The organism is Maribacter thermophilus, assembly GCF_001020565.1.
Taxonomy (GTDB): domain Bacteria; phylum Bacteroidota; class Bacteroidia; order Flavobacteriales; family Flavobacteriaceae; genus Maribacter; species Maribacter thermophilus.
The window spans coordinates 2,740,611-2,763,941 of record NZ_LDAS01000001.1 but is presented as its reverse complement, the minus strand read 5'-3'; the positions used below and the strand labels follow the sequence as shown (position 1 = coordinate 2,763,941).

The 23,331-nt window shown below is 38.9% G+C and carries 15 protein-coding genes and 1 tRNA gene; 13 read left to right on the top strand and 3 right to left on the bottom strand.

Features of this window, described 5'->3' with window-relative positions:
- Positions 1-76: 76 nt before the first annotated feature.
- Entirely contained in the window at positions 77-745 is a 669-nt protein-coding gene (locus tag AB657_RS11920) for an SCO family protein (protein WP_047246682.1), read from the bottom strand.
- Between the two features lie 162 nt (positions 746-907).
- Here AB657_RS11920 and rseP point away from each other — a divergent pair, with 162 nt between their 5' ends.
- Both rseP and AB657_RS11910 read left to right on the top strand, forming a co-directional pair.
- On the top strand, positions 908-2,263 hold the full coding sequence (gene rseP / locus AB657_RS11915; protein ID WP_047246681.1) for an RIP metalloprotease RseP: 1,356 nt from the start codon (positions 908-910) through the stop codon (positions 2,261-2,263).
- Between the two features lie 80 nt (positions 2,264-2,343).
- Positions 2,344-2,417: transfer RNA gene (locus tag AB657_RS11910), tRNA-Asn, on the top strand.
- 107 nt (positions 2,418-2,524) lie between these two features.
- Here AB657_RS11910 and AB657_RS11905 read toward each other — a convergent pair.
- Positions 2,525-3,121: an RNA polymerase sigma factor gene (locus AB657_RS11905; RefSeq protein ID WP_232304877.1), complete on the bottom strand. Its 597-nt coding sequence runs from the start codon at positions 3,119-3,121 to the stop codon at positions 2,525-2,527.
- A gap of 116 nt (positions 3,122-3,237) precedes the next feature.
- On the opposite strand from AB657_RS11905, the gene AB657_RS11900 reads away from it, so the two are divergent.
- From AB657_RS11900 to AB657_RS11850, 11 genes are all read left to right on the top strand, one after another.
- The gene (locus AB657_RS11900; RefSeq protein ID WP_052958699.1) at positions 3,238-4,404 is read left to right on the top strand and encodes a FecR family protein; all 1,167 of its coding nucleotides are present in this window, start codon (positions 3,238-3,240) and stop codon (positions 4,402-4,404) included.
- A 181-nt stretch (positions 4,405-4,585) separates the two neighbouring features.
- Entirely contained in the window at positions 4,586-8,074 is a 3,489-nt protein-coding gene (locus AB657_RS11895) for a SusC/RagA family TonB-linked outer membrane protein (protein ID WP_047246680.1), read from the top strand.
- A gap of 11 nt (positions 8,075-8,085) precedes the next feature.
- Positions 8,086-9,591 (top strand): RagB/SusD family nutrient uptake outer membrane protein, encoded by a 1,506-nt coding sequence (locus AB657_RS11890; protein WP_047246679.1) that lies wholly within the window; start codon positions 8,086-8,088, stop codon positions 9,589-9,591.
- Between the two features lie 227 nt (positions 9,592-9,818).
- On the top strand, positions 9,819-11,003 hold the full coding sequence (locus tag AB657_RS17725; RefSeq protein ID WP_052958698.1) for a TlpA family protein disulfide reductase: 1,185 nt from the start codon (positions 9,819-9,821) through the stop codon (positions 11,001-11,003).
- Between the two features lie 26 nt (positions 11,004-11,029).
- Positions 11,030-12,226, top strand: a complete 1,197-nt coding sequence (locus AB657_RS11880) for a TlpA disulfide reductase family protein (RefSeq protein ID WP_084696425.1) — start codon at positions 11,030-11,032, stop codon at positions 12,224-12,226.
- Positions 12,227-12,247: 21 nt separating this feature from the next.
- Positions 12,248-13,447: a TlpA disulfide reductase family protein gene (locus tag AB657_RS11875; protein ID WP_047246677.1), complete on the top strand. Its 1,200-nt coding sequence runs from the start codon at positions 12,248-12,250 to the stop codon at positions 13,445-13,447.
- Between the two features lie 9 nt (positions 13,448-13,456).
- Positions 13,457-15,052: a hypothetical protein gene (locus AB657_RS11870; protein ID WP_047246676.1), complete on the top strand. Its 1,596-nt coding sequence runs from the start codon at positions 13,457-13,459 to the stop codon at positions 15,050-15,052.
- A 4-nt stretch (positions 15,053-15,056) separates the two neighbouring features.
- A complete protein-coding gene (locus AB657_RS11865) occupies positions 15,057-15,572 on the top strand; it encodes a protein-disulfide reductase DsbD domain-containing protein (RefSeq protein WP_084696424.1) in 516 nt (171 codons plus the stop codon).
- A gap of 64 nt (positions 15,573-15,636) precedes the next feature.
- The gene (locus tag AB657_RS11860) at positions 15,637-18,456 is read left to right on the top strand and encodes a M16 family metallopeptidase (RefSeq protein WP_232304876.1); all 2,820 of its coding nucleotides are present in this window, start codon (positions 15,637-15,639) and stop codon (positions 18,454-18,456) included.
- A 117-nt stretch (positions 18,457-18,573) separates the two neighbouring features.
- Entirely contained in the window at positions 18,574-20,556 is a 1,983-nt protein-coding gene (locus AB657_RS11855) for a protein-disulfide reductase DsbD family protein (RefSeq protein ID WP_047246674.1), read from the top strand.
- Positions 20,557-20,638: 82 nt separating this feature from the next.
- Complete coding sequence (locus AB657_RS11850) at positions 20,639-22,153, top strand: aminotransferase class V-fold PLP-dependent enzyme (RefSeq protein ID WP_232304875.1); 1,515 nt, start codon at positions 20,639-20,641, stop codon at positions 22,151-22,153.
- A 51-nt stretch (positions 22,154-22,204) separates the two neighbouring features.
- Here the strand turns inward: AB657_RS11850 and AB657_RS11845 are convergent, their stop codons facing one another.
- The gene (locus AB657_RS11845; protein WP_047246673.1) at positions 22,205-23,329 is read right to left on the bottom strand and encodes a glycerate kinase; all 1,125 of its coding nucleotides are present in this window, start codon (positions 23,327-23,329) and stop codon (positions 22,205-22,207) included.
- Positions 23,330-23,331: the final 2 nt, after the last annotated feature.

Here is a 23,331-nt window from a genome sequence, read left to right as displayed (position 1 = left end):
AAATATTTCAATTAAAAGAATTAATAAAAGTTAATTTAAATGGGTGTTCAAAGCATTGCCGAATATAACAAAACACCTATTCGGCATAACTGGCTTTCAGTATTTCTAGATCACTTAATAGTTTTTGTATTTCTTCTTCTTTGGTGCCATCATAGAAGCCCCTTATTCTCTTTTCCTTATCAACAAGAATAAAGTTTTCTGTATGGATCATATCAAACGGGCCACCATCGCCATCGGTTTTTACCGCCAAATACGATTTTCGGGCCAATTCATAGATTTGTTTCTTGTCTCCCGTCACCAAGTTCCATTTTGTGTCGTCCACTCCTTTTTCCAAGGCGTATTTTTTTAGTTGGGCCACCGAGTCTATCTGCGGGGTTACCGAATGCGAAAGTAATAGTACGTCATCTCCTACCTTGTCTTGTATAGAGGCCATATTCTTGGTCATAATAGGGCAAATGGTGGGGCAGGTAGTGAAGAAAAAATCCGCAATATATATTTTACCGTCATAATCGGCCTGTGTAATGGTTTTTCCGTTTTGGTTGGTGAGCTCAAAATCTGAGATAGTGTGGTATTTTCGTATGTGCTGGATCTCTTCTGCCACCAACTCGCTATTTACCATGGCCGGGGAATATATGGGAAGTATTTTTTTAGGCGTTAAGGCATTATAAAAAAGATATACGACCACCGATGAGATCAATAATAGTACAAGACCAAAAATCTTATATCCACTGAAGAAAGAGCGCATATTTATTTTTTTACAAAGGTACATTAGCTTTGTGAAGGTTTCAAGCGTATAAGAGTTAATACGTGCCAAAATATTCTTAAAATAGTGCGGGTGCAACGAGTTTCTTTTTTTAAGACCTTGTAAAAATGTACTTTTGTCAGATTTAAATTTTACAGAACGCTAATGAGTCCCATTTTAATTAAGACTATTCAATTTTTTTTAAGCCTTTCATTATTAATAGTGCTTCATGAGCTCGGGCATTTTATCCCTGCAAAATTGTTTAAGACCCGGGTAGAGAAATTTTACTTGTTTTTTGATGTGAAGTTCTCTCTTTTCAAAAAGAAAATAGGCGAAACAGTATACGGTATCGGTTGGTTGCCTTTGGGCGGATATGTCAAAATTTCGGGTATGATAGACGAAAGTATGGATACCGAAGCCATGAAAGAGGAGCCCAAACCTTGGGAGTTTCGAAGTAAACCGGCGTGGCAACGATTGATCATAATGTTGGGCGGGGTTACGGTCAACTTTATTTTGGCGGTGATTATCTATATAGGTTTGGCCTATGCGTACGGAGACCAGTTTATAGCCAACGATAGTTTAAAGGATGGTGTTTACGTGAACGAAACCGAAATAGGCGATAAAGTGGGTATAAAGACGGGGGATAAAATTTTGGCCGTTGATGGTAAGCCCGTAGAAGACTTTAATAAGATTTTTATAGAACTGGTAAACGGAAATACTTTTACGATAGAGCGAGACGGTGAGGTCATAGAAAAAGAAATTCCGGTAGACTTTATTGCAACCTTGTTGGAAGACGAGGATAAAATTAGGTTTTTAAGTCCGCGATATCCATTTGTGGTTGGATCCATACCGGAGGAATCCGCAAATAAAGATTCTGGCTTAAAGGTAAAAGACGAAATCGTAAGTATTGGTGGTGACTCTTTTACCTATTTTGATGAGGCCAAGGAGATTCTTCAAAAATACAAAGGACAAAAAGTAGACCTGTCGGTAAAAAGGGAAGGTAGTGGTCAAGTACAGATCCCTGTAGTTATTAGCGATTCTGCAACCATAGGTGTAGGCCTTGGTGGCTTAAGTTTCGCAGATCTTGAGGATAGGGGAATACTAAAAATTAAAACAAATACCTATTCGTTTGTAGAATCTATACCGGCAGGTATAGATAAGGGGGTAAGTACCCTAAGCGGCTATGTAAAGCAAATGAAGAAAATCTTCAACCCGTCTACAGGAGCTTATAAGGGAGTAGGAGGTTTTGCGGCTATCGGAGGTTTGTTTCCCAGTGGATGGGACTGGCCTGCTTTTTGGAATGCAACCGCGTTTATATCTATTATTCTGGCATTTATGAATATACTGCCCATACCTGCATTGGACGGTGGGCACGTGATGTTTCTGTTGTATGAAATGATTACCGGAAGAAAGCCGAGCGACAAGTTTTTAGAGTATGCTCAAATGATCGGATTCTTCTTGTTGATAGCATTGTTGCTGTTCGCAAATGGTAATGATTTATATAAATGGTTATTTAAGTAGAAAAACATCTTTTTTTGTTTGGGAGATTTTAAAAAACATTTATATTTGCACCCGCTTTAAAGGATTAAAGTAAGGTATTTTCCTCCTTAGCTCAGTTGGTTAGAGCATCTGACTGTTAATCAGAGGGTCCTTGGTTCGAGCCCAAGAGGAGGAGCAAAAAAGAAATCCAATCTAATTTATTAGGTTGGATTTTTTGTTTTAGGTCAATAATACTTAGGGGCGGTATTAAAAAGTATTCATGAGTCTAAGCATTGATTTTACTTAATATTTTTTTTCGATATACCTTCGATTGAACAAGATGAACAATACTGGTTTTACCTTATCTGAAAGTTTTTTGCGTAGAATCTTAAATCCTCTGGTAATTTGAGCTTCTACGGCCTTTACCGAAATCTCTAGATGTTCGGAAATTTCAATATTTGTTAGTCCTTCTTTTTTACTTAACATAAAGACCTGTTTGCATTTTGGAGGCAGATCTTCCATCATGTTTTTTACGTCGGAGATAAGTTTCTTTGTACTTTCCTCGTCTTCCCCTGCTACAATGGTGTTAAGGTGTTCAATATACTTTTTTTCAATCCGTAATAAAGATTGTGATTTTCTGTATTGATCTATAAACTCGTTATAGACAGATTTGTATAAGAAACTCTTTAGTGAATGACCTGGATTTAGCATGTTCCGTTTTTCCCATACGTTTATAAAAACGTTCTGTACAATATCATCTGCCAACATACTATTGTTCACAAGGCTGTTTGCGTAAACGCATAACCTATGGTGATAAGAGTCTACCAGAAAAGAAAATGCCTTCTTGTTATTCTGTTGAAGACATTTTATCAAAACTTTATTGTCCTTGAAATCCATCATTCTAAATCCATCGCTCTATAAAAATAGTATAAATATGAAATAAAATAGAAAAAAATTGCTGGACGCATAGGGTGTGTATTTTGAGAATCGTATTAGAAATATAATTAATTAGCTTAATGAAAGATAAAAGAATCGAAGAACTGATTGTAAAGTTTATTTCGAAGGCCATAACAGAACCTGAACTAGAAGAATTGTCCGATTGGTTTGACCAACAAGAGAATCAACAATTGTTCAAAGATTACATTCAGGTAAATTATGCCTTGGATTATAATCTGTCGAACTTTGATTCGGAAAGGGCAAAGCTTGTTTTGTTGGATAAAATAGGAGGGCCAGATGAAGCCAGCCCTGGAAAAATAAGAAAACTTAGGTTTTATAAGTATGCGGTTGCTGCGGCAATCGCTATTCTTGTTTCCCTAGCTGTATTTTATTCTAAAGAGGATTTAGACCCAACTACAGAAATCATCGCAAATACCGAAGCTTCTATTCTTCCTGGTACTGATAAGGCTATACTCACACTTGATAATGGTAAGCATATCACCCTGGAAAAGGGAAAACAGGTCCGTATTGATGAGGTAACCAGTAATGGAGAAAGTATTCGATATAAAAAAGGACAAAAAGAAAGTGAAGAAATAGTTTATAATTATCTGACTATCCCAAGAGGGGGGCAATTCTTTGTAGAGCTATCGGATGGCACCAAGGTTTGGCTCAACTCAGAGTCTAAATTAAAATATCCGGTATCTTTTGTTTCCGGAGCACCTAGAAGTGTGGAGTTAATTTATGGAGAGGCCTATTTCGACGTTTCTTCAAGTACAGAAAATAACGGAGCATCATTTCGTGTGCAAACAAGAAACCAAAATATAGAGGTACTTGGCACTGAGTTCAATATTTCGGCATACGAAAACGACCAAAGCATTCACACAACCTTGATAGAAGGAAGTATTGCGGTAAGTAATGGTGCAGAGGATAAAATACTTGATCCGGGGATGCAATCCATCTTATATATGGATGAGGCCGAAATTCAAGTGAAAAATGTTGATGTCAATTACGTTGCGGCATGGAAAAACGGACTGTTCATGTTCGATAAAAAACCTTTGGGGGAAATGATGAAAGTATTGGCTAGATGGTATAATATAGACGTAGAATTCGAAAACCTGGAAAAACGGGATTTGGAATTTTCCGGAATATTGAAAAGAGGAAATGAGATAAACGTATTATTGGAAAAAATAGAACATACGGGTCTTGTAAAATTTTCTTTACAGGACAATAAGATATTGATAAAGTAAAATAATAGGATATGATGAAATAAAATAAAAAAGGAATAAAGCTATCACCGTCCAAAGTAGCAGCTAAATTCCTTTAAGTAATCAATTAAACGAATTGTTTAACCAATACCAATACAAATATATGAAAATCGGAATGACCCCAGTCTTTGTATGTCGATTACAAAGGCTAACTAAACTAATCATGAGGACCTTTATTTTTTTGTTTTTGACTTCAGTTTTCGGTCTGAGCCCAAAATCCGGGTTTTCTCAGAATGCTGACATATTCATTAATACAGAAAAAGTAGTTTCTCTTAAAGAGGTTTTTGAACTTATCAAGGCCCAAACAGATTATGAATTCGTATACGCGGACGACCTTGTGAAAGATGCTCCGAAAATTCTTTTGAAAGAAGGGAGTGTTAAGGTGGGAACCATATTAAAGAGAGGCTTGGATCCTATTCTTTGTACTTATGAATTTACCAATAACACCGTAATCGTTAAACGAAAGATACACCCTATATTAGGTGTTCCCTTACAGGATACATTTTCTATTTCAGGTACGGTGAAGGATAAAAATGGAATGCCGATTCCTGCGGCATCTGTATATGTTGCCAGCAATGAACCGTCAAGGGATGCAGATCGATCCGATGACTTTATCGTAAGAGGTACAGTTACCGATTTCGATGGTAATTTTAAAATAGACGCAAGTCTCGATTATTATTTAGCTGTTTCTGCATTAGGTTTTGAGTTTAAATATCAGAAAATTACGACCAAACAGGATTTTTACGAAATTGTGCTTGATGAAAGCGCCAGTAGGCTCGATGAGGTTGTGGTCGTAGGTTATGGTACTACTGTAAAGAAAGACCTTACGGGTTCGGTAGGCTCGGTTAAGAGCGAAGAAATAGTACAATATAAGAGCCAGACGGTAGATAATGCCCTTGCGGGCAAGATTACCGGTGTAAATGTTATGAGTGCCGGAGGGCGCCCAGGGCAAGGTGGTGTTGTTCAGATCAGGGGACTCAGTTCACTTAGGGGTGACAACCAGCCGTTGTATGTGGTCGATGGGGTTCCTTTTGTTGTTAACCCTAGTGTCGACGATGGGTCTGGAACCAGTGGTCTTTTTAGTACGGGTTTGACAAGTGTAAATCCACTATCGGCCATTAATCCTGAAAATATTGAACGAATTGATGTATTAAAAGATGCTTCGGCCGCAGCTATATATGGTTCAAGAGCAGCCAATGGGGTTATATTGATTACTACCAAGAGGGGAAAAGCTGGGGAGCGTACCAAATTCAACTTTAGCGTTAGTTCTACTATAAGCAATCCGATCAAGACATATGATTTTTTGAATGCGGCCGAATACAAACAGTTTGCCCTTGAACAATCACAGAGTGTTCTGGACAATAGTGCTTATCCAGAGGCACAATGGTCCTATTTGCATCCAAAGGAATATGAGGTGGTCAACAACCCCGATTTTTTTGGAGATGGAGATACCGATTGGACGAAGGCCATTACCAATAGCAATGCCCTGTGGAGGCAATATAATCTAGGGGTTACTGGAGGTACCCAAAAGACTGCATATTCACTTTCTGCATCTATTGCCGATCAAGAGGGAATCGTGGTGAACAATGACGTAAAGAGATATAATGTGGCTTCTAATTTAGATGTGAATGTTACCAAGAAGTTACGGGTTGGAGGTTCTATCAACTATAACCATATGATAGATGAAATTTCCGGTATCACGGGCATCGGTCAAGGACGTTTTTCTTCAGCTACCGCTTTCCGACCTGATATTCCTATTTATGATGCGAATGGAAACTATACCAAAGCTTACAGTGATAGATATGGAGAAGTATTCAATCCGTTGGGTGATGAGGGTAGAATAACGAATAAGACGGTTTCGAAAAATCTATTTGGTGCCTTTTATGCAGAATGGGAATTTTTAAAAAACTTAAAATTCAAATCACAGGTCAGTATCGGGGTAAACGATATAAGCAATACTGTTTTTACCCCATCATTTACACAAGATGCCTTGTTTGAAGGGCTATATAGGGGGGCTCCAGGAGCCAATCTTGTCGATTTAGAGATAGACTCTTATAATACGGCATTCGAAAATACTGTCTCATACTCCAATCTAATTAAAGAGAAACATAAGATAGATGCAGTAGCGGGTATTTCGTTTAACAGAAGCAGGGATGATAGAACGTCGGTGAGGTATAGGGAGTTTCCTGATGATTTTATCTTAATTAATCCTGGGTCGGCCAATATTGTAGAGAATAATACATCGGATCACTTTGAGGCCGTACTGAATTCTGTATTCGGTCGAGTCAACTATGGATATAAAGAACGTTATCTTGCCACTTTTACCTTAAGGGCAGACAAGTCGACAAAATTTGGCCCTGGTAACCAAACAGGTGTTTTCCCTTCTGGGGCATTGGCATGGAACATGCATAATGAGTCTTTTCTGAAAGACAGCAAATGGTTGAATCAACTAAAATTAAGGGCAAGTTTGGGACGTACCGGTAGTGATAATCTTCCTGCGTTCACTTTTTTACCTACATTTTCGGCCACTGGTGGCTATAATGTTAGCAAAGGTACCATATCGAGCGATGTGCCCAACCCGGACATAAAATGGGAAACAACAGATCAACTAGACTTAGGTCTTGAATTGGGATTGTTCGATCAACGATTAAATGCGGAAATCGTTTATTATGAAAAAAATACTTCTGACCTCATACTTGTGGTCCCTATTGTAAATGAAACCGGTACGCTGCAGCAAAACCAAAACGTGGCGGACGTGACCAACAAAGGTTGGGAATTTTTGATCGGAGGCGATATAATCAGAACAGATAACTTCTCTTGGAATTCCTCGTTCAATATTAGTTTCATAAAGAACAAAGTAGAAAGCCTAAATGGTGGAAGCGTCAATTTATATGGTAGCCCAGGGGTTGTGGAAGGAGAGCCTTTTGGGGTAATACAAGGGTATAATGTGCTGGGTATTGCACAAACACAAGAAGAAATAGATGCTCTTAATGGCCAAGCGTCGGCCAATGGTGCACCAGGTGGACTTTACAGTAGTTTGCTGCAGGCACCAGGGGATTACATTATGGAGGATATTGATGGCAACGGTTATATTGATTCGGAAGATCGGGAGGCAATTATTGGCAATGTGAACCCCGACTATTATGGTGGCTGGTCCAATACGCTTACGTATAAGAACCTGGATTTCAGTTTTAATTTCCAATTTGTCCAGGGAAATGATAAAATCTTTGATTTATATAATAGGTTTGCAGAAGTAGATGTAACGCAAAATGTTGTTAAAGATCATTTGGACCTTGTATGGTCTCCCTCCAACACAGACGGAACCCTTGCCCGTCTATGGTCGCCATCCTATGATGGAGGCAGAACAAATTCTAGATCTATAGTAGATGGTAGTTATATAAGGTTAAGGTATGTAGGTTTGGGCTATCGGTTACCTCAAATGGCCTGGATGGATAAACTAGGAATAACCGGAACCAAACTATCGGTCAGTGGAAACAATCTCTTGACATTTACAAATTATCCAGGTCTTGATCCCGAAGATCAATCTGCCTATAGAAGTGGGAATATTAGCGATTTTTCTAGCTACGGTGATGATGGTACTGGATATCCCCAGGCAAGAAGTTTTACTCTTACACTAAACGTAACCTTTTAATAAAGAATATTATGAAACAATATATATATAAAGCATATGGGATGGGTGTCTTCATCTGTCTTTTAATTTTTAGTTCATGCGATCTTACTACGGCTGTCGATGATGTAGAACCATTATATACAATACCTGCCGACGAGGCTATTTATGATGAAAAATCAGCGGATCTGGCACTTTTGGGGGTGTATTCGGGGATGACACAATATGGGCTGGATTTCCCGACTGTATTTTTTGCTCCCGATATTTTTCTGGGTTATAGTAATGCCGGATTTTATGTTAATAGTGAGGAGCAATTGGGGTGGTCTTCAAACAACCCGATATTGACGGGCTCTATTCAGCATGGGGCATATACAAGATTTTACTCTTTGATCAATAACGCCAATTGGGTAATTGAACAAACTGGTTTGTTGTCCGATGATATATTCGATACCCCGGGGAGAAGGGCAGAGGTGATAGCAGAGGCTAGGTTAATGCGTGCTTTGGCTACTTTTTATTTACTAAGGGCTTACGGTCAATTCTATGATACCTCATCTGAATTTGGTGTGGTATTGCGTACAGACCCGGCCCGTTATGAAGAAGAATTGCCAAGAAGTTCTGTTCAAGAAACTTATACGGCAATTCTAGCAGATATAGAGGATGGTATTGCAAATGCGCCCGATAATAGAGGGAAAACGTTTACAAACAAAACATTTGCCAGGGCGTTCAAGGCCAAGGTATTGCTTTATATGGGTGATTATCAACAGGCGGCTTTCGAAGCAAAAGCGGTTATTGACAATCCAGGACCCGGTTTTGCCCTTGAAGCAGAGTATGCCAGTATTTTTGCCCCTCATGACAGTTCTACATTGTTCGAAAAGAGTGAGATTATCTTTGGTATACCGGGAGTGGAAACTCCTGAAGGCACTGGTGTTGGATGGGGCAATTTCTATAACGGCTTTTCGGCCGGGGTAGAACCTGCTTATTTTGATTTGGTAAATACGGGTACGTTGACCGTTGGAGGTCAGACAATTGCCCATGATGGTGGTCGGGTAGAATCGATTACCGATCCTTTTGGTAGTGCCTTCGGTACGGCATTAATGACCAAATACTCCGATTATACAACCGATTATGAAATGCACTACGTGATGCGTATGGCAGAAATATACCTGATTCATGCAGAAGCTGCCACTAGAGCTTCCGGGATGGTAACCCCAGAGGCGTTAAGCTCATTGAATGAGGTAAGAAAAAGGGCAGGGGCCACCACAACCGGAGGAGACGGTTTTGAAACTTACCCTGAAAGTATTTCGTTCTCAGAATTTTTGGAAGCTGTTCGAATAGAGAAGCTTGTGGAACTTTATGCCGAAAATGGCGAAAACTGGTTTGATGTGGTACGGTATGCCTATGAGGACGGAGGGTTTAGTTCCGGTTTTCAGGTTTCAGAGATAAAATCCACGGCTACCGATCCAAACAAGTTTATTTTTCCTATTCCCCAAACATCTATAGAATCTAATTCTTTATTAGTTCAAAATCCGGGGTATCAATAAAATTTTTCTGCTAGATAAATTGGTTGGATGAGGTTATGGAAGGGTGAACGACCCTTCCCATACCTCTTCAATAAAATTCAGTTTCTCAATAGGCATCAATATTGGTCTTATGGCTAATATCTGCCATAATCCCTTTTGAGTGCTTCTTGGTTTCAATTTTGGGCAAGTTTATAAAGTGGCCTTTTAGGAGACCTTATTCTTTAAACAATTAAAATATAGATCTTAAAATGAAAATATATATCAAAGTAACAATTATTGCCTTAACGGGACTTTTTTTTGTTACATCATGTAAAAAAACAGAAAAAACACCTCCTAATCAATTTACACTGGAAGGTGAAATACAAGGGTTAAAATCTCATTTTTTCTTTCGGCATCCCGATAAGGAATATACAAGGGAAACCCCTCCGGATACGATTCATGTAGTAAATGGGAAAATCAAATTTTCAGATACTATATCAAAACTTTCCCTGATCAGGGCCTATACCGATTATGAAGACAAGGATAACAAAATTTACAAGAAGGCTGCCGATGGAGGATATTTCCCTGTGAAATCAATGTACTTAATGTTTTTTGCATACCCAGGGGCCCATATTAAAATACAAGGGGAGGCCATTGATTTTATAGATGCCTATCCCAGTGGTGATGCATATAACAATAGTTTGGCCGCCATAAACAGACTCACCTTTCCGAACATAAACGAAAGCGCCAATCTTATGGTAAGGGCTACTTATGAGAAAGATTCCGTGGTTATAGAACAACTTCAAAAAAAAGCTGAGCAAATTGATGAAAAAGGAAGGCAGGCTTTAATTGAGCATTTTAGGGAACATCCAAAATCATTGGGGGCCCTGTGGTATTTAGAAGACATGATTATGCGTGGCCAAATAGAAGATACGGTTGCGATCGATCTATTTAATAACGTCTCTAAAGAACTCAGTGACCTAAGTTTTTATAAAACGGCCGAAACCCGTATTCAGGGTATAAAAGCTACTGCCGAGGGCATGCCAGTGCCGGCTGTTAAAACCAATGCAACCTTGGACGGTAGTGAGTTCGATATCGCATCTCTCAAAGGAAAATATGTGTTAATCGATTTTTGGGGTATTTGGTGCGGCCCTTGTGTCAAAGAAATGCCCGAGGTAAAGGCCTTTCAAGAACAATATGAGGACCAGCTAGTAGTACTGGGCATTAACTCAGGGGACACAAAAGATAAAATAGAAAAGTTCATTGCCGATAACGGCTACAATTGGCAACAACTAATGAGCGATAGAGAGAATACCCCCGATAACTTCGTAACCCGTTTTAATGTAAAAGGCTTTCCTACTAAGTTCATCATTGATCCAGAAGGTAAAATTGTGAAACGATATGTTGGTGGCGGTGAAGAAGCTTTTGAATTATTGGAGGAACTGTTAAACTAATAAGCGTCCATACTAAAAATTAAATTATGAAAATGTCTTTAAAAATAAAATCAGCATTAATACTTGGTTTAATAATGATATTACCTCTTACTAGCTGTAAAAAAGAAGCATCTTTTGAAGGTTATACCATATCTGGTGTAGTAAAAGGTTTAGATGAGGCCAAAGTAAAATTAATTGAAATGAATTTTACGGACAGAGGTGCCAAACCTAAGGTAATTGATAGTGCCCAAATGACAAATGGGGCTTTTACATTTAAAGGAATCGTTGAACATCCTGATCGAGTAATCATTAAGATAGGTGATGAATTTTACAGTGAATTCTTTCTAGAAAACAGTGACATTACTTTAGAATTTGATACGGCAGAGTCAAATCGTGGTCAGCTTAAGGCAAAAGTATCCGGTTCAGCGTTGCAGCAGGTTTATGAAGCGCAGGAAGCGAAAATAGACAGTATCATGAACCAAAAGAAATTTATGCCCTTGCAGGCTATAAGACCTAAAATGGAAGTGGCTTATAAGTCTGAAGATGAAGCTAAAATAAAAGCTTTTCAAGAATGGAGAGCCCAATTTAGCGACTTGGAAAGTCAACGACAAAATGAGCGTAGATCCTTTATGATTCAGTATGCAAAAGATTATCCTGAATCTCCGGTAGCTCCTTGGGTTTTGGCCTTTCAGTTTAGCGAAGGGCGTATGTCCAAAGAAGAAATGAAAGCTATTTACCCTCTCTTTAAAGGGGATGCCAAACACACGGCGATGTTCAAATATTATGAAAAAACATACAATGATATTTTTAAAAACCTTGGTGTTGGTAGTATAGCTCCAGATTTTACTTTAAACGATGTTAACGGAAAAGAAGTTTCCTTAAAAGGTGTTGAGGCAAAATATAAGTTAGTCGATTTCTGGGCATCTTGGTGTGTGCCTTGTAGGGCATCATTTCCACATTTAAAAGAATTATACAAAAAGTATAAAAAAGACGGATTTGAGGTTGTAGCCATTGGAACGGCAGATGCAGAAGCAAAATGGAGAAAAGCCATTGAAGAAGATCAAACACCTTGGATGCATTTAAACGATACAGGTGAAGACCATCAATATGGTATTGTTGCACGTAAATATGGTGTTCCATTTTTACCAACCACATTTTTAATGGATGAAAACGAAAAAATTATCCTTAGAAACCCTTCAAAAGAGGCGTTGGATGCAAAATTGGAAGAGCTATTTGGGTATTAAGAACCAATAAAATTAAAAATCATGAAAAAAATATTTAAAACAATACTGCCAATGGCCATAGTGCTGTTGGTAACTGCAAATTGTAAACAAAAAGTACCCTTTGATGGTTATACCGTTACAGGTACTGTTAAAGGCTTAGATACTGGCTGGGTCAAATTAACAGAAGCTGCAAACCGCAATAATGTTATAGTGCTGGATAGTACAGAGATAGTAAACGGTACTTTTAAATTTAAAGGAAAAGTAGGAGCCCCAGATATGGTGAATCTGGTTATTGAAAATAAAAGTGCACAGTTTTTTCTAGAAAACGGCGACATAAATATAGCTATAGATTGGTCTACAGTAAAGCCAGAAGATTGGCGATTTACTACAATCGTTTCAGGTTCAAAATCAAATGACGAGTACGAGCGGTTGGAAGCTGAATCTCAAGCCATCTTTAAAAATCCGAAATATGCCCCGCTCGATTCTGTTCGGGAAGCTTATGCGAAAGCCAAAAAGAGCAAAGATCCTAAATTGTTAGAAGAAGCAGAGGCGTTACAAAAAAAACTAAATCCATTGTCCGAAGAGCGCAGTGCTGAATATATTAAGGCAAAATATGATTACGCAAAGAATAATCCAAGTTCACCTGTAGCGGTTTATTTTTTAGGATATCAATATACAGAGGGACGAATGAGCAAGGGTCAGCTTCAGGAATTTTATAATCTTTTTCAAGGTGATGCAAAAAAAACTGGTTTTTATAGAAACCATATCACCAAAGTTTATAAAGATGTATTTGAGAATTTGGGAGAAGGTAATAAAGCCCCTGATTTCACTCTAAATACAGTTGATGGAACAGCACTTTCTTTGGCTGATGTTAAAGGAAAATACCGCTTAATCGATTTTTGGGCAAGTTGGTGCATACCATGTCGTGAATCATTTCCTCATTTAAGGGAATTAAGAAAAAAATATGGGACCGATAATTTTGAAATTATAGGTATAGGCACGGCCGATGAAGAAGATAAATGGAGAAAAGCTATTGAAGATGATCAAATTTCATGGTTACAAGTATATGATGATGCAGATATGGGCGATAAAAAGAGATCACCATATGGTCCGGTCGCCAGATTATATGGAGTGCCACATTTACCTACTACTTTTTTAATAGATGAAAACCAAACAATTCTACTACGTAATGCTACAAAAGAGGAGTTGGATGCAAAACTTATAGAACTTCTTGGTTATTAATAAAATGATATGAAAAACTACATTAAACTAATAGCAACGCTCGTCTTAGTACTATGTATAACGACCATAAAGGCGCAAGACATTGACAAACAAGATATAAGTGTATTATATGTTGGCTACAGTTCCGAAAAACCAATGCCCGAAAATTTAGAATCTTCACGAATAAGTGGAGGTATGACACCAGAGCGTTTTAAGGAGGAATATGGGAAAAGAATGCCTGCATTTGAAGAATTGTTGAACAAGTATTTCACAAAAGTGACCAGTGTGGACGCTAGGGATTATAACGAGGAAATGTCAAAAGCACATGACGTGACCATTTTTGACCAAGCTCCAGATATGATAAAGGATCGGGTTATACACAATGATCCCGAGACCGGAAAATTTATAAGTATGGAGCCAGCTAAATTCGTTAGTGACGATTTTGATAGCCCATCGGTCTTTATAGGGCATACTTCTTCTGTTATAGGCGCAAGCCTTGGGTCTAAATTAGATTGGTATTGCCTTTGTCTAGATCGGCATGCCCATCATATAAAAACAGAGCATGCTATTTTTAAAGGTCCCTATAAAACAGATATAACCCTTGAAAAAAAGGCAACTCCCAAAGGTGTTCTAAAGGCCTTCGATGGTCAAGATGTTCCAGAAGAAATTCCTATGTGGGAGGTAAACAGTGAAGGCTATAAAGATGGTAAAGGTTTTAGAGTGGGTATGGTAGCCCGTGGATGGGGTTTTGAAGATTCTCCCCATTCAGAGATTATTTCTAGCGGGGTCTGCACCAAACAAAAAACGGCGGTCGCCTTGGGGCGACATGGCAACTTTTTTTTATGGGGGTTTGCCGGTTCACCAGATTATATGACAGAAGAAGCTAAAAGGGTTTTTGTAAATGCTATTGTTTATACTCATGAACATGCGGATGATAAGATGATTGTTAGAAAGTATAATGAGCGTATTGCAACCAAACAGTACATAGATGAGATGATATTCTATACGACAGAAAAGTCCTATTTGTCGTATGTTGAATTCTTGAAAGATTTTAATGAAAATAGTCTTAAAGAAAAAGAAAAATTGAAAGAAAAGAAGGCTTCGGGTAAAGATTTGACACAAGTAGAAAAGATGATCTTGAATAGTCGGCCTCAAGAAATTTTAACAAGAGAGGGCTATCTTAAAAAGAATATAGGTCGAAATTCTTGGTCTTCCATTACCGGTCTAGATACACTTGCCATTAGAAAATACCTTAATGAAAACAGGGATTATTTTTATTCTGAACCAGATGCCTTTTACGAAATAAAAGTTGATGAGGACGTTAAAAGTCTAGGTGTTGCAAACACCAATATAGCAGTGCTAGACAAAGCGATAACAATGTTGGAAGACAATGCGGATGCGGATAAGGCATATAGAATTCTGATGAGATATACTTTGGAAGATTTTAAAACTGCCAAAGAATGGAGAACTTGGTTTAATACATACCGCGACAAGTTGTTTTTTACCGAAGTAGGGGGGTATGTGTGGATGGTCAATGATAAAAATGCCAACCCACGGGTCAGACCCAGAAGTGAAAGTGACATTGCCCTGAAAGAGTCTAAAAGGCAGCATAATTCTAAAATATAATCCTATGAAGAATCATGTCTTCTTATATATATTGTTTTTGATGGCCCAGATAGGGTTGGCACAAACAACAAAGGTATATCCTACATTAAGGGAAAAAGTTAAAAAAGAAGTACAGGGGCTTGCTACCGAGGTTACAAATCCCATGGATCCCGTAGCCATAAACGCGAAATTGGTTAGGTCAAATGACATGACCCAAATGGCGGTAATAATAAAAGCCAACATTGAAGACCAATGGCATATATACGCTTACGTGCCCGAAGGACAGCCTTATATCGTTTCTGAATTGCAATTGAAACTTCCAAAAGGTATTACCGCTATCGATGATTGGGAAATGCCAAAGGGTTCACCATATAACGATGGAATATATATTTATGAGGACACTCTTGTTTTTGTAAGATACTTTTCGGTTGGTGAGTTCGATAAAGAGGATGTAATTGTTACCGGTCTATATTATCAAACCTGTGACCGGTATAAGTGCTTTCCGCCTCAAAAAAAGACTAAAAACTTAAGTGTTCTATAATTAACATTTTTTTTTAATAGGGTGTAGACTTTTAAAATCGTATTACGCCTAGATAACCTATATAATGATGAAAATTTTAACGAAAACAAAAATAATTTCCTGCGCGATCGCAGCCATGGGGCTACAACAATTTGTAAATGCCCAGGATGTTGCCGATAAATTCTCGAAAGTGAAAGAATTGGGTGGCATCGAAGAATATATGTACGAACCAAATGGTATGAACCTGCTGTTGTTACAAGATAATGCGGCACCTGTAGTAACCGTGCAGGTGGTTTATAGAGTGGGGTCAAAACATGAAGTAACGGGTAATACGGGTTCTACCCATTTGTTGGAACACTTAATGTTCAAGGGAACGACCAAGTTTCATAAGAGTAAAGGAACCTCTATTGATAGTAAGTTGACGGGTATAGGTGCTCGGATGAATGCTACTACTTGGAATGATCGGACCAACTATTATGAAACCATACCCAGCGATCAATTGGAACTTGCCTTGGATATTGAAGCCGATAGAATGAGGAACTCTTTGTTGCTCAAAGAGGACAAGGATGCTGAAATGACCGTAGTCCGTAACGAGTTCGAACGTGGTGAAAATAGTCCGTTCAATGTTTTGAGCAAAGAAATTTGGGCTATGGCTTATATGGCACATCCCTATCATCATTCGACTATTGGTTGGCGATCGGATATAGAAAAAATGCCGATCGAGACCTTGCGCAAATTTTATGACACCTATTATTGGCCCAATAATGCAACTTTGACAATTATAGGAGATTTTCAGAAGGCCAATGTTTTTAAATTGGTAGATAAATATTTTGGTAAAATTCCGAAGGCACCCCATAAAATGCCTCAGCCTTACACTGAAGAACCGGAGCAATTGGGCCCAAGAAAGACCACTATAAAAAAGAACGGTCAACAAAGTATGGTTGCCATAGGGTATAAGATTCCTGGTAAATTACATGAAGACATGCCTGCCTTAACGGTTTTAGGTGAAATTTTGGGAAGTGGTACCTCGTCTGTATTAAGTAAAAAATTTAAAGATACAGGGTTGGCGTATTCAGTTATGGCAGGACCATCCACTTTCAAGGATGCGGGACTATTTACCATAGCCCTTATTTTTGACCCGGCCTCTAGCCATGAAGACCTAAACGATCAACTTTTGGCTGTAATCGATACGATTAAAAAAGAAGGGGTCGACCAAGTGGACGTAGATCGTGTTGTAGCCAAGCTGAAAGCTCAGACTATATTGGCCAGAGACGGTTCGGGAAGAATTGCGGGCCAACTTAATGAGGCTATTGCTGCAGGTGATTGGACAGATTATGTAACAGGTACCGAAAAACTTGCAAAAGTTACGGCAGAAGATGTAAAACGAGTGGCCGCTACATATTTATTGGAAAATCAGAGTACAACAGGTTACTTTGTAGCTGAGACAGGCGCAGGCATGGCCGATGTTGGTTCAAAGCCTAGCAAACATCATGAGGTTAATGGTAAATATTTTTACAGGAATCCGGATCATACAGATAATAAAACGGGTTATTCGGTAAATAACGAAGACACTGTCCTATCTGTTGCCACTAGCGAAATACCTGCTAATAAAGTGATCGAAAACAAGGCAAAGGATAAAAAATTCAATAGAAAGAATATTGAGGGTATCGATGTTGTTACCACCAAAACCGGTGTTAAGGACTTTATAACGGTCTTTGCGAGTTTTCCTATTGCAAATTACTTAAATACAAACGGGAACAATGTAGTGCCAATGTTGACAGTTCGAATGCTGGATAAGGGCACAATAAAACATAATAAGTTTGATTTTTCTCAAAAGTTGGACAAGCTAGGGGTTAATTTCAATATAAATACGGATACCCATCATATTCAAATTGGATTTAAATGCCTTAAAAAAGATGTAAAGGAAGTTATATCATTGCTATCGGAAGAATTAAGGTTTCCCTTATTTGATGCCAAGGAGTTTGATCTGCTCAAACAACAGGTGATAGGTAGTATTAAAAGAGGTATTTCAGACCCTACTACCCAAGGATCTATTGCCCTTGCACAGGCCATTTACCCAGAAGGGCATCCAAATTATAAACAGGATATCCAATCGACTATTGAAGATCTTGAAAAAGCTACCCTAAATGAATTGAAAGCATTTCACAGTAACTATTTCGGAACTAAAGGTATGCATTTGGTAGCCGTAGGCGATGTGGACACCAATGAACTGTATACTTCATTGAAAAAATCTTTTAAGGGATGGAATAGTGGTGAAATTTCTGCTGCCACTTATAAAGAACCATCAAGAGCGAGTGCTCTGGAAAAAGTGATAACTATTCCTCAAAAACCCAGTGCACAACTATATATAGGTCAATATACGGGTATCAAAAGAACCGACAAGGATTATGTACCATTTTACATGGCGACCAGTATTCTGGGGGGAGGTTTTTCCGGTAGGTTAATGCGAACGGTAAGAGATGTTGAAGGGTTGACTTACGGTATAGGGGCCGGCCACTCCGGTGATGAACAAACCGGAGGTCATTGGTTCGTCAGTGCCACGTTTAACCCTGACTTGTTCGAAAAAGGGATGAACTCGACCATGGTACAGATAAAAAAATGGGTGAACGAGGGGGTCACCGAAGAAGAATTGGCGGCTAAAAAGTCTAATATAACAGGTAGTTTCAAAGTAAGTCTAGAAACCACGTCTGGACTTTCAAGAACTATTTTGAGTTTTCTTCAAAGAGGTTTAGAGCCTGATTATATAGACCAATATCCAAAAGATGTAGAAGCCGTTACCCTAGATCAAGTAAATGACGCAATTAAAAAATACATAGATGTGGATAACCTGATTGTAATTAAATCAGGATCGTTGGATAAAGAGGGCAAACCACTTGAGCAATAGAACATTGTTTTAAACACTACGAGAGGTAGTTTTAAAATGTTCGAATTACGTAAAAATAAGATCATTAGAATTTTAAGGGGGTGTATTGTATAAAAGCCCCCTTTTAAACCAACCCAAATGAAAACGAAAACATTACTTTTTCTCGCCTTACTCATAATACAATCTTATGTGTCGGCGCAAATTCTTGATCCGGTGAAATGGTCGACTTCTGTTGAAAAAATCAGTGATACCGAATACAAATTAATATCCAGGGCATCAATTGATCCAGGTTGGCATTTATATTCACAAAACGTTCCGGAAGACGGCCCGATACCAACAACATTTAGTTATCTAAACGAAGATGCTTCCTTTAAACTTATAGGAGGCACTATCGAGGAGGAAGGCCATACGGTAGATGATCCGGTTTTTAATATGAAAATTAAATTTTTTGAGGACCAGGCCACTTTTGAACAGATTATAGAGGTATCGGAGTTTAAGAATATCTATAATGGTATTGTTGAGTTCATGGTTTGTGATGATCAAAGATGTCTTCCCCCGACCGAGGTAGATTTGGTATTTGAAATGCCGAACGGGAATAAAACAATAGTTTCAGATGAAAAAAACAGAATAATAGGCGATGGTACGGAAGTTGGTGATGCACCCGATTCAAAATCAGGAAGAGGGCTATGGGCAATTTTCTTTATAGCCTTTTTATCTGGTTTTGCGGCTCTTTTGACGCCATGTGTTTTTCCGATGATTCCTTTAACGGTGAGCTATTTTACCAAGCAGAGCAAGAATAAGGCGGTAGGGATTAAAAACGCCGTATTTTATGGAATATCTATTATAGTGATATATGTATTCTTGGGAAGTGCGGTAACGGCCATTTTTGGTGCAGATTCTCTCAATGCCTTGGCCACTAATGTCTGGTTCAATATCATCTTTTTTCTATTACTTGTAACTTTTGCGGTTTCGTTTTTAGGTGCCTTTGAAATTACCTTGCCCCATTCTTGGGTAAACAAGGTAGATGCACAATCTACTAAAAGTGGATTGGTGGGTATATTTTTTATGGCATTGGCATTGGCTATTGTTTCTTTTTCTTGTACCGGACCCATTGTTGGCACTCTTTTAGTCGAGGCAGCTTCAAAAGGAGGCACTGCTCCAATAATCGGAATGCTTGGTTTTTCGCTTGCTATTGCATTACCGTTTGCACTGTTCGCGGCTTTTCCTGGATGGTTGAACTCACTTCCAAAGTCGGGAGGGTGGTTAAACACGGTAAAGGTGGTGTTGGGCTTTTTAGAGCTGGCATTAGCATTTAAATTCTTATCGCAGGCAGATCTTGTTCTTCAATTACATTGGTTGGAGCGAGAGGTGTTCATTGCAATTTGGATTGCCATTTTTGGTGCCTTGGGGCTTTACCTTCTAGGTAAGATACATTTACCACACGATTCTCCCCTAACCCATATTTCTGTAGGTAGATTGGGACTGGCACTATTGACCTTAACTTTTACAATATATATGATTCCGGGCCTTTGGGGCGCACCATTAAATTTGATAAGTGCCTTTCCTCCTCCTTTAGAATATAGCGAATCGCCTTATGGAGTAGGGTATTCCAAAACAGTAGCGGGAACGGGGTCTGTAGAGCATGGGGATTTACCCGATGGAGCGCATCTTTTGGCTCCTCATGATATTTTGGCTTTTAATGATTACGATAAAGGGCTGGCATACGCCAAAAAAGTGGGTAAACCTATACTGATAGATTTTACGGGGTGGGCCTGCGTCAATTGCCGCAAAATGGAACAAAACGTATGGCCCAAGCCCAGAGTATTAGAGGTCTTAAAGAACAAAGTAGTACTTATTTCATTGTATGTAGATGATAAGCGGCCCTTGCCTGCGGGAGAAGAAATAGATTCTAAGTTAAAACCGGGTAAAAAATTAAAATACATAGGTCAAAAATGGAGCGAATTACAAACAGTAAGATATAAGGCAAATTCGCAACCTTTCTATGTGCTAATGGACCATAATGAAGATAATCTCATAGATCCCATAGGATATACACCCGATGCTGATGAATATTATCGTTGGCTAGAGGGTGGAATTTCCAAGTTTAAGGCATTACATTAACTTTTATGCTTTTTTTTATTTAATTTATGAATTAGCTATTGATAGAATCACTTTGGTGTTTAAACCAAAGTGATTCTTAATCATGAATCTGATTAAGAATATGAATGCAGTTGATAAAAACCAAGACAGAGGACTGTTGGAGGACTACTTTAGTGAGTTCAGAAAGCATATAATAGGTGTTGATGAGGAATTCCGATCCCCATATGGCAATCAGAAAATCTTATATGCAGATTGGACAGCTAGTGGTAGGTTGTATAGACCTATAGAAGAAAAACTGCTTAATGAAATTGGACCTTTAGTAGCGAATACACATACAGAAACCTCTTTTACAGGGGCGTCAATGACCAACGCATATCACCAAGCCCGCAATATTATTAAAGAGCATGTTAACGCATCAAAAGATGATATCCTTATTACTGTAGGTACAGGAATGACAGGGGCAATCAATAAATTTCAGCGTATTTTGGGTTTAAAGGTGTCCGAAAACCTAAAAGAACACACACATGTTCCGGAGGCTTTGAGGCCTATAATTTTCATTTCGCATATGGAACATCACTCTAACCAAACTTCCTGGTTAGAAACCATAGCAAAGGTTGAGGTTATTCCTGCCAATGAGAAGGGGTTACCATGTCTTAAAAAACTGGAGGCGCTACTTGAGGAATATAAAGATTGGCCTTTAAAAATAGCGGCTGTTACAGGGTGTTCCAATGTTACCGGAATTAGGACCAATTATCATGAAATAGCCGCATTGATGCATCAGAACAATGGACTGTGCTTTGTCGATTTCGCATGTTCGGCACCTTATGTTCAAATTGATATGCACCCAGAAAATGATGAGGAGTATTTGGATGCGATTACCTTTTCCCCACATAAATTTTTGGGAGGTCCGGGATCTTCGGGAGTATTGGTTTTCAATAAAAAATTATATAAGAATCTAGTGCCCGATAATCCAGGAGGGGGAACTGTATCCTATACCAATCCATGGGGAGACCATGATTACATAGATGATATAGAAACTCGTGAGGATGGGGGTACCCCGGGTTTTTTACAAACCATTAAAGTTGCTTTGGCCATTAGATTAAAAGAGAAGATGGGAGTTCAGAATATCTTGGATAGAGAGCATGAAATGAACTCATATATCTTTAAAAGGCTTTTGAACATAAAAAATCTACACATTCTTGCAGAACATCACAGAGATCGTTTAGGTATATTCTCTTTTTATATCGATGATGTTCATTACAATTTGATAGTTAAGCTTTTAAATGACCGTTTTGGTATACAAACAAGGGGTGGCTGTTCGTGTGCAGGTACTTATGGCCATTATTTGTTACATGTGGATCAACCCAAATCTAAGGCCATAGAACAAAAAATTCTAGAAGGATGTCTTATAGAAAGACCGGGGTGGATTCGTATGTCCATACATCCGACAATGACACAAGAGGAATTGACCTATATATGTGATGCCATTGAAGCTACGGCGAAAAATCATGAAGATTGGGGAAAAGATTATAAATACGATAGTACAAAAAATGAGTTTGTTCATATAGAAAAAGACAATTCGGAGAACGAAATTATAGCTGATTGGTTTAAACTATAGAACAAGATAGGTGTTGATATACGGCCATTTTAAACGACACAAAATCAACGATTAGCCCAAAACTTTAGCAAAGTTATAGGTAGACATGACCAAATTCACATAACTAGATTCCATGGCCTCTTGTAGTGTTGTAATACCTTGTACAATGGCCGTTACATAATCAAGACCCAATTGTTGTTGTTGGGCTACCGTAAGTTGTAGCGATCCACACAGGGCGGCTACCGGAATATTTTTTCTTTGCCCCGATATTACAACACCCTGAATGGTCTTGCCCGTTAGGGTCTGTGCATCGAGTTGGCCCTCACCGGTTATGATCCAATCGCAACCTTCAATGGCATTGTCAAAACCAGCCAGTTCTTTGATCAATTCAATACCCGATGTAAGTTCGCCGTTCAGAAAGGCTACGGCACCCCCACCGATTCCACCGGCGGCACCGGCACCCTTTATTTTTTGAAGGTCTATACCGTATTGCCCCAACACAATATCCGCAAAGTTGCGCAAGCCGTTGTCCAGCTGTTCAATCTCTTTATCGGTGGCTCCTTTTTGGGCGGCAAAAATAGGGGCCGCCCCTTCTTTACCGTATAGCGGATTGCTTACATCACAGGCTACTTTTACTTCCACTTCCCCAAGTCTTGGGTGTGCATTGGAGGCATCAATGCTCTGTACGGCCGACAAACTTCCGCCTATGGGTTTTAATTCGATACCGTTACCATCTAGAAATCGATAGCCCAAGGCAGAGGCCATGCCCATGCCTCCGTCATTGGTGGCACTACCGCCGATTCCCAAAATAATGTTTTTAGCGCCCTTGTCCAATGCATGTTTAATAAGCTCGCCCGTACCCAAACTGGTAGAACGCATGCAGTTTTTTTCATCGTCCTTTAGTAATTTGAGTCCCGATGCCTCGGCCATTTCAATATAGGCTACGGCATTTTCAGGGGCATATAGATAAGAGGACTCTATAGTTCTAAACAAAGGGTCTTGTACCTTTACGGATACTTTTTCTCCCTTAAGATAGTACTTAATGACCTCCATGGTGCCATCACCGCCATCGGCCAAGGGCATTTTTAATATTTCGGCATCCTTAAACACCATCCGGAGGCCTTCCTCTACTGCATTACAAAATTCGAAACCGGTCAATGAGCCTTTAAATTTATCGGGAGCTATTACGAATTTCATAG

Bases quoted from the DNA above. Each gene is read 5' to 3' on its own strand.
- AB657_RS11920 (WP_047246682.1), bottom strand. From the start codon at position 745: ATGCGCTCTTTCTTCAGTGGATATAAGATTTTTGGTCTTGTACTATTA.
- rseP (WP_047246681.1), top strand. From the start codon at position 908: ATGAGTCCCATTTTAATTAAGACTATTCAATTTTTTTTAAGCCTTTCA.
- AB657_RS11905 (WP_232304877.1), bottom strand. From the start codon at position 3,121: ATGATGGATTTCAAGGACAATAAAGTTTTGATAAAATGTCTTCAACAG.
- AB657_RS11900 (WP_052958699.1), top strand. From the start codon at position 3,238: ATGAAAGATAAAAGAATCGAAGAACTGATTGTAAAGTTTATTTCGAAG.
- AB657_RS11895 (WP_047246680.1), top strand. From the start codon at position 4,586: ATGAGGACCTTTATTTTTTTGTTTTTGACTTCAGTTTTCGGTCTGAGC.
- AB657_RS11890 (WP_047246679.1), top strand. From the start codon at position 8,086: ATGAAACAATATATATATAAAGCATATGGGATGGGTGTCTTCATCTGT.
- AB657_RS17725 (WP_052958698.1), top strand. From the start codon at position 9,819: ATGAAAATATATATCAAAGTAACAATTATTGCCTTAACGGGACTTTTT.
- AB657_RS11880 (WP_084696425.1), top strand. From the start codon at position 11,030: ATGAAAATGTCTTTAAAAATAAAATCAGCATTAATACTTGGTTTAATA.
- AB657_RS11875 (WP_047246677.1), top strand. From the start codon at position 12,248: ATGAAAAAAATATTTAAAACAATACTGCCAATGGCCATAGTGCTGTTG.
- AB657_RS11870 (WP_047246676.1), top strand. From the start codon at position 13,457: ATGAAAAACTACATTAAACTAATAGCAACGCTCGTCTTAGTACTATGT.
- AB657_RS11865 (WP_084696424.1), top strand. From the start codon at position 15,057: ATGAAGAATCATGTCTTCTTATATATATTGTTTTTGATGGCCCAGATA.
- AB657_RS11860 (WP_232304876.1), top strand. From the start codon at position 15,637: ATGATGAAAATTTTAACGAAAACAAAAATAATTTCCTGCGCGATCGCA.
- AB657_RS11855 (WP_047246674.1), top strand. From the start codon at position 18,574: ATGAAAACGAAAACATTACTTTTTCTCGCCTTACTCATAATACAATCT.
- AB657_RS11850 (WP_232304875.1), top strand. From the start codon at position 20,639: ATGAATCTGATTAAGAATATGAATGCAGTTGATAAAAACCAAGACAGA.
- AB657_RS11845 (WP_047246673.1), bottom strand. From the start codon at position 23,329: ATGAAATTCGTAATAGCTCCCGATAAATTTAAAGGCTCATTGACCGGT.